Origin of the sequence: uncultured Sulfuricurvum sp. (assembly GCF_937936435.1) — a bacterium.
Classification (GTDB): Bacteria; Campylobacterota; Campylobacteria; order Campylobacterales; family Sulfurimonadaceae; genus Sulfuricurvum.
This window is the reverse complement of sequence record NZ_CALDDG010000073.1, coordinates 1-8,361: the sequence shown is the minus strand read 5'-3', so window position 1 is coordinate 8,361 and position 8,361 is coordinate 1. Positions and strand designations below refer to the sequence as shown.

The following is an 8,361-nucleotide window of genomic DNA, read 5'->3' as shown; positions in this document are numbered from 1 at the left end:
ACCACCGAGATCTACACTCTTTCCCTACACGACGCTCTTCCGATCTGTGGTAGGTTTTGATATTGGTAACCCCTTCACGTGCGGCATAGGCTTCGAGTTCGGCAAGCATTTGAGCGGAAAAGTCGATAGCAATCACCTCTTTTACCTGTTTGGCAAGGGGGATAGCGAGGGTGCCGGGACCGCATCCGATATCCAAAACGACTTCATCTCCCGTAATCTCCATACGGGAAATAAAGTCGTTTACATACGGACTGTTGATGACGGAAGCTGCCATATCACGGGATTTTTCATCCCAGTCACTGCTGGTTTTTCCTTTAAAGTCGGTAGCCGCTTTGTGTTCGCGGTACATTCGGGCAAAGTCAATCGGTTCTAAAAACATAGGGTTTCCTTGAGTGATTCTTTATTATACTAAAATATAGGGGAGAAGAGATTCTCCCGGATTGGTTAAATTTTAACCTGTCTGCTGTATGAGCGTATCAGTGGACGGATGTGCTGTATCGAATTAAATGTCGCTTCGGAATCGGCTGTTGCCGGGCGGAGTGCCAGCCGGGTCACTCCCATATCACGATAGCGTCGAAAGAGCTTTTCGATATCCTGAAGTTCACCGATAGGGCTTTCCTCCTCAAGGACTCCTTCACGCCACTGGTTGTTATGACGACTTTCACGAAGCGGTTCCATTTTCTCGCGCCGTTTGGCGATTGCATCCGTTACGGAGGAAAGAGCGCTTTTATGCGTTTCACCGAGGAGAAAAAAACGCGATAGCATTAGATCGGGTGCGTGATGGAGAGGATGTTCTTCTTGATACAGTGCGGCGACTTCAGCCGTCTCTTCCAGTGTCCACTTATGCCCCGCCATAATACCGATGCCGTTGCGGGCGGCATAGCGGATCGACTCGGGCTCTTTTGAAGCGATATAAAGTGGCGGTGGGGTCTGCACCGATGGATAGAGAGGCTGTTTCGCCGATCCATGGAGAAAAGTATGAACTTCTCCGAGACGATCGATCATCGTACGTCGTGCATGGTTTTCATCGCCGTTGTCATGGAGCATCACTTCGCTTCCGCCCCCCTTGGCAAAACCGAAAGCGAAACGGTTTGGGTACATATGGGTCAACATGCCGATTTCCTCGGCGATATGACGTGATGAATAATGGGAGAGTAAAATAGTGGCGGCACCGAGCGTCATAGGGGTGTGGTGCGCCAGATATCCCATCATAAGCGGTATGGAAGGACATAACCGGGTAGGGTTGCCGTGGTGTTCGGTCAGCCATAGTGTCGAAAATCCGGCAGAACGTGCGTGACTTGCCGTTAAACGGCTGTGGCGGTACACGGAGGCCGTGTCGTTTCCACTGTCGTCAAACATCATTATCAGTCCAAATTCCATACTCGACTCCTAAAATTTATAACCGATATTAGCAAAGAATTCGCGTCCTGCAAGAGGGAATCCCATATCGTACTGATAAAGTTTATCGGTGAGGTTTTTGACACCGACTTCTGCCGTAATTGTTTCTGTAGGGGTATAAATAGCTTTGATATCGAACGTCGTGAATGTCGGATTGATAACATAGCTGCTGTCAAGTTTTTGTTCATACGCCCCTTTTCGGAATTTCATCGCTCCGTAGAGGGCTACATTATATCCGATATCTTGTTGAGCAAATGCAAAAATCTGATGTTTCGGTACGTCGATTCTTTTGATGCTGCTATTATCACAGTTTTTGACAGAGATATAGGTATAGTTACCACCGGCTTCAAGAGTGTCGGATTTATAACTAAGTTCTGTTTCAATCCCGCGGTGATCAAAGGTTCCGACGTTTTGATTTTGCAAGTAAGCCGGATCCGGTGCATAGACAACGTTTTGAATCGCATCTTCAACTCGGGTAAAAAAAGCGTTGACCCGTGTTTTATACTGACCGATATTTTTTTGGAAACTGAGTTCGTAGTGCGTTGCCACTTCGTTATCCAGATCGACATTCGGTACCGAGGTTCCGAATTTGCGAGAATAACGGTCTTTCATAGATGGCATATAGGTTTTTTGTGCGACACTGGCACGGATCTTAGTAGTAGCATCCGGTGAAAAGATGACAGCGGCTTCAGGATTGAGCGAACTTTGGGTTTTCAGTGTGAGCATATCGAGATAAGCGGTATTGGTATCGTAGATTTTGTCCCCTTCGCGTCGATCGTAACTGAGCCCCGCCAAAATTTGCCATTGAGACGAGAGGGTATAGACGTCTTCGAGTCCGAAAGTCAGAGTTGTGTCGACATAATGTTCGCTGAGAGTCGCGATATCAGTCGTTTTACTGATGTCGTATCCCTCGTGGGAATCTTTCTTATAATTTGCGGCGGCAGTTAAAAAGTGTTTGTCAAGCTCGACGCCGTATTCCAAACGTCCGCCGAAACTGTAATCGTCATATTTACTTTTAAAAGTTGATCCAAAAGTGTTATAGGTTGTATATGATGAATTTGCATAAGAATTAAGGGCATTTTTGAATGTATCATAGTAAGCAAGTGCCTTGATATAACCGTTACCGAGATTTTTTTGGCCGTTTACGAAGAACGTCTCTTTGTCCCAGTATGGCCAATCCCAATATTTTTGTTTGCTAAATGTCGTATCGGTGGTCGGAGGCTGTTGTTTTTGCCCGTTTTGGCTTGAATATCCGATAGCGATTTCACTGCCGTCATCGGCGATATAACCGGTTTTGAAATTGATTTTGTAATCTTCATTTTTCGAGCGGAGACGATCCCCTTCTGGTTGGCTGGCAGTGGCGGTGAAATCGTCACTTAGACGATAATGGTCCTGATCGGTATATAAAGCGCCGAGTTGGGCGTAAAAGTGGTCTTGGCGCGTTCCGATGTTAAGAGAAGTTTGACGACGTGCCAACGCACCGTCACTGTCGAATACGACTCCTGCTTTAACCTCTCCTTCGAGTGCTTTGGTAGGTTTTTTAGAGATGATGTTGACGACACCTCCCATTGTATTGGCTCCGTACAAGACGGATGAATATCCTTTGGATACGTCGATTTCGGCGATATCAGCCGTGAGGAAACGGTCATAGTCAAAATTGCCGTCATAAGGAACATAGACCGGAATCCCGTCGATGAATACGCCGATACGTTTGGCATCAAATCCGCGGATATAGAGAGTTTGTTCGGCACGTCCTCCTTGGGTATCGGCATTGATACCGCTGATATTGTCCAGTGCATCGGCGACGCTTTTGGAATTATTCTTTGCCATGGTATCAGATGTGATTGCTTCCTCAAACGGGCTCTCTTCGATAGGGGTATTAAGGACGTTGATCTGTCCCAGACTGAAAGTATCCGCTAAAACCGCCGACGCGGCGAGCGAGAGGATAAGTGTGTGTTTCTTCATGAAGGCTCCTTAAGTTAGATGAGGTCGAATAAGGGAATTAAACAAGGTCAGCATCGTCCGGTTTTCACTGGAAACGGATGAGGACGGTTTTAATACGAGATGAATGTCAGGCAGCTCCTTTTGAATGGTTTTGATGGTGGTGAGGCACTCTTGCCATGTTCCGATAATGGCGTTGTCGAAAAATTTCTGACCGTCGAAAAATGCTTCGCGTTCTTTTAAAATGGCATCGTAGTGTTCACGATCCCATTTCGGTGCAGGGATTTGCGACGATGCCGCACGCATCGATTTGACGAAATGATCGACGGCGGGACGGGCGATGCGGTAAGCTTCTTCCCTATTTTCAGAGACGCAAAAGATCCGCATCAATACGATTTCAGGCTCTTTTCCCGCAATGGAGCGGTAAAGGTTTCTGGCTTCGATACACTCCTCCAGACTCGCACCCTGAGACATCAGCAAACCGTATCCCTGACGTGCCGCAAAACGGATCGTATCGGGGTTGGTAAAGGTTGCAATGTAAAACGGAATATTTTTTTGAAACGGTTTGGGATGCAACGTAGCGTTTTCAAACGAGACGAAAGCCCCTTCATAAGAACTTGTTTTAGTGTGGAGGAGGGTATCGACCGCTTCAGACGTTTCAAACATCGCGTTACGGAGATTATCGGGGTCGCGTTGGAAATGTTTGGTATCGGGAGCAAAGCCTCCTTTTGCAAATCCGGCATTAAGCCGCCCGGAGCTTAGATGATCCAGCACCGCAATGCTTTCGGCCAAGCGGATCGGATGGTAAAACGGAGCCAGAAAACCGGCCGCACCTAACCGAATGCAGCCGGTTCGTGCCGCGGCAAAAGCGATCATCGCGCATGGATCCGGGATGACGCTAAAACCGTTAAAATGGTGTTCTCCGAACCACGCTTCGTCAAATCCGAGCTGATCGGCCAGTTCTACCAAACGGAGTTGTTCCATAATGCTCTCATGCACATCTCCCTCGAAATGTTCGGTAAGACAAAAGAGTCCGACTTTCATAGATATCCTTATTTAGTGATAACGACCCAAAAGCCGCTTTCATCATCGATAATTTCAAAACGGCTAGGGCGCAGTGATGAGAGAATCCCGGGGAGAGCCTCTCGTTCGGGCTTTATCCGGTCTTTAAAGGAATTGCGCCAGTCGGGATTATTTTCATTCATCGTTTTGATGATTCGGTCTCTGAGCTCGGCATTTCCGAATCCTCCACCGATATAAGCCATTCCCCCGGGTTTGAGAATACGGAGGATTTCGCTGTAGGCCTTACGCCAATCGTTCCAAAAAGGGGAAGAGCCGCGACTGACAACAAGATGGAACTCTTCGTCAAACAAAGGGACAGCGTGAATATCTCCGCAGAGCGTTTCAAAGCGTTTGTCCAAGCCGTTTTTTTGGGCATACAAAAATGCCATATCGAGCATCTCTTCGGACTGGTCGAAAAACGTGATATGTAAATCGGTGATATTCGCGAGAGCGATTCCGAGCGCTCCCGTACCGCATCCCGCGTCGAGACAGCGTCCGTCGGTGATTTCTGTACGTCGGACGATTTGATCGGCAATGACGGGATAAATGGGTGCAAATATTTCTTTGACGATATGATCGAAACTTTGAGGGTCTGTTGCGCCTTTCACGGTGTAGCTCCTATAGGTTTTGTACGATAATCCCCGCTGGGACGGAGAACTTCGTCGAGTTGTTTTTGGCTAAGATCGATGTTCATAAAGAGGCGATAAAAGGTCCGGGTCTCTTTGCGTATATCGATGGGATATTGTTTAGGATAAAGAGTGCTCATCAGCCATTTCAGTCCCATGATCCGCATAAATGACGGCGGTCGGTCAAACCAGTTGAACGGTGCTTTCGGGATCAGGTAAACCCGTTTGTTTTTGACGGCATTGACATTTGCCCAGATAGGGAGTGAATAGATTTTGTCGTAAAAAATTTTTTCCTGAATCAGGATAACATCGGGGTTATAGCCCAGAATAGTTTCCATCGACATTTTTTCAAAACCTTTGTGGTTCGAAGTATGGCATCGGTGAACATCGACGTCTCCTGCGAGCTTAAGCAACTGGACGTGGATCGAATCGTCACATTCGGTCGAAAGACCGTCGAGACCTTCGGCATAATAGACTTTAGGCCGTTGATCGGCTGGGATTTTGACGAGAGTGTTGCGTACGTCGGTAAACGTTTTTTCCGTATAGGTGGAGAGCTGATTACCGCGGGCTTCTTTGTTCAGCGCTTTTCCTAAAAATTTGAATATGGCGGTGTAGTCTTCGATGCTTTCATCGACGGCATATACGAACGGAGTGTTAAGTATCTGGAGTTTTTGAGCCTCTTTTTCGGAAAATTCGTTGACATGAGACCACATCAGGATCAAATCAGGGTGCGCCGCAAGCAGTACTTCGAGATTGGCGCTTTGTCCGGCACCGAAAACCCTTCCGATCACTGGGAGGGTTTGCATGCTTTTATGTAAGTAAGGGTAATTGGCGGGATCGATTTCAAAAATCCATCCCGCAAGCAGGGTAGGGTCCATCGCATAAAGGGCATACGCCCCGTATGGTGAGGGGGCATAGACTTTTTTCGGCGTTTCGGGAACCGTCACTTTACGCCCGAGCATATCGGTTATTTCTCGGGCGGATAAGGCAGAAGAGAGGATCAACATCGGCAAGACACTTAAAAGTATTCGGCGTATCATGATCAAAACGCCATCGTGAGTTCGAGACCCAGAGTACGTCCCCGGTCGTAGTAATAACCGGTGGTATAGCGGGTCGCATACTGTTCATTACCAAGATTACGTCCGTAGAGTTTTGCTGTGAGGGTGTATTGATCGAATTTAAAATCTCCCTCGATATTGGCGTCAACGCGGACATAGTCTCCTAAATCTGCATATGCAGTTCCCATGGCACTGGTGGACGTCGACCAACCGTCCACCCGTTTTGCCGAGATATTGGCACGGTAATTCTCCCATCGATGGGAGATCAGAGCCGTAATACTGTTGGCAGGAGTGGAATCGCCGATACTGTCTGTAGTCGTGCCGACTGAGGTGGTTTCGTTGGTCGTCATTCGTGTCCATCCGAGGCTGTAGCCGGTATTTCCGAAATCGCCTTTAAGCGCGAGTTCGACCCCTTCGCGGAGAGAATCCGATTCGGTGTAGTAGTAATAGAGATTATTGTCTGGACCGGTATAGGTTGCATTGGTCGCCGTCTTTTGGTTTTTCATATCGACTTTAAACCAGGTTACCATCGGTTTAAAATACGGAGTAATATTGGATTCAAGCGCGATTTCGATCCGTTTTTGGCTTTCGGCATGGAGAGGATCGCCGCTTTGGGTTTTGAGGTCAAAATCGCCGTTTGTCCCCTCATTTCCGTCAAAATAGCGTCCGTTAAGAGTGAAGATGTCGTTGATATGCCAAAGAGCACCGAGGGCTATGACGGTTGCCGGAGCCATATCAACATCGTTATTTGCATTGTCTCTTGTCACATTAGTACTGGAATTATCGATATGTTTGGTATCTCTACGATAGCCACCGTCCAAAACGACATCACCGTTGAAGAGTTTTTGCTCAACCGATGCAGACCATCCCATAACCGAGGTTTTGAAACGGTTATAAGGACTACTGAGGTTTGGTCCAAATCCTTTACTGCCTGTGATCTGTCCCCCCAGTTGGATTAATGTATCGCCGAAACGGGCGTTATGACGAAGGCTATACCCTTTCGTATCTTCTTTATAGTGCTTTTCACTATAAGAAGTATTGGCAAAGTTTTGCGCAATTTCGGTTTGTTTGTATTGTGTTTTAAAAGCCGAGAAAAGGGTGGTTTGATTTTCATTCCACTGCATACTCATATCAGCAGAGAAGATGTCGGTTTTGATCGGATCGTAGTACCATTTGGAATTATCCAATGCACCGGTTACCGTTACACCTCGCTGCATCTCGAAACGTCCGCTGTCTTTATATCCCATCATATTCAAAGAAAATCGCCCGATATTGATTCCGCCGCTGATCATCCCCGATTCGGCGTCGCTTCCGTCAAACCATTCGTCTTTGCTCGGACGGTCGTAACGCGATACCAACCCTCCGATATACCCTTCCAGCCCCGATGCACTTGAGCCTAAACGGGTTCCGGCATAGATGCTTTGGCCGTTTGCACTCGGTTGAGAAACCGCTTTTTCCATATATCCGGTGAGGATACCTTCGGTTTTTTTAGGCTGTTTGGTTCGGATAATGATAAATCCGGTATTAAGCCCCGAACCGCTGTTAGATGCACCGATTCCGATCGAAGGGGCCAATGCAAGAGCGGTAGAACCGCGGATGATTTGAATCTCTTCGATCGCAGTCATCGGCAATTTTTGCAGGATACGGTTACTGGTAGAGGGTAAAATCGCTCCGTCGATGATATAGGTGATGCTTCCGCCGCCGCGCATGTTTAGAAAATAGGGACTTTTACGCCCTTGATAGGTCAAATCCATACCGATCGCTTTATCCATCAAATCGAAAAAGTCTTTCGGCGAATAGGCTTCGATCTCTTTTTGTGTTAGAACCTGGGTTCCGAACTGTGCGGTTGATTCGACACGGTAGAGGTTGGTAACGCTGTCCAGTTTTAGATCGTCGCGTTCGACTGTAGCCGGGGCTTTAACATTGATGGTATCCAAATCACTCGATGCGGTTGTCGTATCTGCTGCCTGAACCGATACCTTCAAAATTGCCAATGCGGCAAAAAGGCTCATAGAAAGGTTTTGATTTTTAGTGACGTTCATTTATTTTTTACTCCTTAGGTTTGAATGTCGTTATATTGGTATCAATATTGATATAACGATAGTTAAAAAATTATTTTTCCCGATAAAGAGGGAAGAAAAGTTTTTCAAATCGTTGTTGTTCCTGGTTGATCGGGCCGATCAAATCGGGATAAAAAACATGGATCAGCCATCGAATCCCCATCAGTCGCATAAATGAAGGGGGGCGGGAAATATAGTTGAACGGTTCGCTCGGAA

The 8,361-nt window shown here is 47.1% G+C and carries 6 protein-coding genes; all 6 read right to left on the bottom strand.

Going from position 1 to position 8,361, the window contains the following annotated elements; translation table 11 throughout:
* Positions 1-444 precede the first annotated feature (444 nt).
* The 6 genes from Q0389_RS07760 to Q0389_RS07735 are packed head-to-tail and all read right to left on the bottom strand — an operon-like array spanning position 445 to position 8,127.
* Positions 445-1,380, bottom strand: a complete 936-nt coding sequence (locus tag Q0389_RS07760) for an LLM class flavin-dependent oxidoreductase (RefSeq protein ID WP_298693299.1) — start codon at positions 1,378-1,380, stop codon at positions 445-447.
* A 9-nt stretch (positions 1,381-1,389) separates the two neighbouring features.
* On the bottom strand, positions 1,390-3,363 hold the full coding sequence (locus Q0389_RS07755; RefSeq protein ID WP_298693297.1) for a TonB-dependent receptor: 1,974 nt from the start codon (positions 3,361-3,363) through the stop codon (positions 1,390-1,392).
* A gap of 9 nt (positions 3,364-3,372) precedes the next feature.
* Positions 3,373-4,383: an LLM class flavin-dependent oxidoreductase gene (locus tag Q0389_RS07750; RefSeq protein WP_298693296.1), complete on the bottom strand. Its 1,011-nt coding sequence runs from the start codon at positions 4,381-4,383 to the stop codon at positions 3,373-3,375.
* An 8-nt stretch (positions 4,384-4,391) separates the two neighbouring features.
* Complete coding sequence (locus Q0389_RS07745) at positions 4,392-5,009, bottom strand: class I SAM-dependent methyltransferase (protein ID WP_298693293.1); 618 nt, start codon at positions 5,007-5,009, stop codon at positions 4,392-4,394.
* Positions 5,006-6,067: an ABC transporter substrate-binding protein gene (locus Q0389_RS07740; protein ID WP_298693291.1), complete on the bottom strand. Its 1,062-nt coding sequence runs from the start codon at positions 6,065-6,067 to the stop codon at positions 5,006-5,008. The genes Q0389_RS07745 and Q0389_RS07740 overlap by 4 nt, the downstream gene beginning before the upstream one ends.
* 2 nt (positions 6,068-6,069) lie before the next feature.
* Positions 6,070-8,127, bottom strand: coding sequence for a TonB-dependent receptor plug domain-containing protein (locus Q0389_RS07735; RefSeq protein ID WP_298693290.1), 2,058 nt, complete (start codon positions 8,125-8,127; stop codon positions 6,070-6,072).
* Between the last annotated feature and the right edge of the window lie 234 nt (positions 8,128-8,361).

What these genes read in the sequence shown, in the direction of transcription:
- Q0389_RS07760 (WP_298693299.1), bottom strand. Translation starts at nt 1,380, where the DNA reads ATGGAATTTGGACTGATAATGATGTTTGACGACAGTGGAAACGACACG.
- Q0389_RS07755 (WP_298693297.1), bottom strand. Translation starts at nt 3,363, where the DNA reads ATGAAGAAACACACACTTATCCTCTCGCTCGCCGCGTCGGCGGTTTTA.
- Q0389_RS07750 (WP_298693296.1), bottom strand. Translation starts at nt 4,383, where the DNA reads ATGAAAGTCGGACTCTTTTGTCTTACCGAACATTTCGAGGGAGATGTG.
- Q0389_RS07740 (WP_298693291.1), bottom strand. Translation starts at nt 6,067, where the DNA reads ATGATACGCCGAATACTTTTAAGTGTCTTGCCGATGTTGATCCTCTCT.
- Q0389_RS07735 (WP_298693290.1), bottom strand. Translation starts at nt 8,127, where the DNA reads ATGAACGTCACTAAAAATCAAAACCTTTCTATGAGCCTTTTTGCCGCA.